Here is a 1,009-nt window from a genome sequence, read left to right on the forward strand (position 1 = left end):
TAGCCGAAAGGCATCTAATAATAAGGATAATGGCCGTCATCAACAAGAGAAGGAGAAACAGCCACTAAGAACCAACATTAGCCAGTTAACCCATTGATAAGGCGGAACTCTCCACCTTACAATACCTGCGCTCGCCTTGAGAAAAGCATCAAGGCCGCCACCCTTCTAGAGCAGATCGCACAATTTACTTATATAGAGGCTCGGGCTTGTCCAACACTCGGGATTTAACGTTGGCTGCGCAACGCTTAATCCTTATTTGTTATGTGATTTCATTTTGTATACCACCACTCATCGTTTTTGAGCCAAAGTCAGCGCTTGGGACAAACTCTTTGTAGTCCCCCAACACCTTCTTGATTCTAGACTTTTCATGGTTTGTATTTTTCTTGGAATACAACCAAAACTGATATGACTTTGCGTAAGCAGAGAATCGAGGCAATAAGGAATAGACAATGAAAAATACTTTGCGCTTACTTGCATGCTCTATAGAAGTGAGTCGATCATAGTACTCATGAAGGATATCCACCTTTTCACCCTCACTTAGTTTAAAAAACGCATGCATATTTTTGAGTTTGTTTTTTACAAATTCATTAAGCTCTTGTCGTTCCAAATCGCTAGATTCGAGATACAGAAGCATTTCATAACTACTTGATAAGTAGATATCGTCATAGCCTAACAACAACATGTAGTCTTTAGGTAAATGGTTAGCTTCTGGGGAAGGTGCTTTCAATATATCAAACTCGTCAGCTAAGAACATTTTTGTGAGTAGTTCATTGTCCCCTTCCAAAATTCTCTCAATAGCCTTGTTGAACGAAGCCGCTGCGCGGCAGAGTAAAGCACATAAACGCCATACTTCTGATACCCCATCACCCGATGGGATAGACAGGAGTAAATACCATGACACCCAATGAACTCAATCGCTATCATTCTCTTTATGAACAACACCTTACCAATCTTAAGCTGCAAGGTAAACGACCTGCTACCATTGATGCCTATTCCCGTGCCGTTCGTC

At 41.3% G+C, this 1,009-nt stretch carries 1 protein-coding gene and 1 pseudogene; one reads left to right on the top strand and one right to left on the bottom strand.

What is annotated here, in order from left to right; genetic code table 11:
• Positions 1 to 259 precede the first annotated feature (259 nt).
• Positions 260 to 901, bottom strand: a complete 642-nt coding sequence (locus VTH8203_RS17970) for a hypothetical protein (RefSeq protein WP_096994890.1) — start codon at positions 899 to 901, stop codon at positions 260 to 262.
• Between VTH8203_RS17970 and VTH8203_RS25150 the strand changes: the two are divergent.
• Positions 895 to 1,009: pseudogene (locus VTH8203_RS25150) on the top strand (integrase); the annotation flags it as partial. The gene VTH8203_RS17970 and the pseudogene VTH8203_RS25150 overlap by 7 nt on opposite strands.

This window comes from Vibrio thalassae (assembly GCF_900089835.1).
Classification (GTDB): domain Bacteria; phylum Pseudomonadota; class Gammaproteobacteria; order Enterobacterales; family Vibrionaceae; genus Vibrio; species Vibrio thalassae.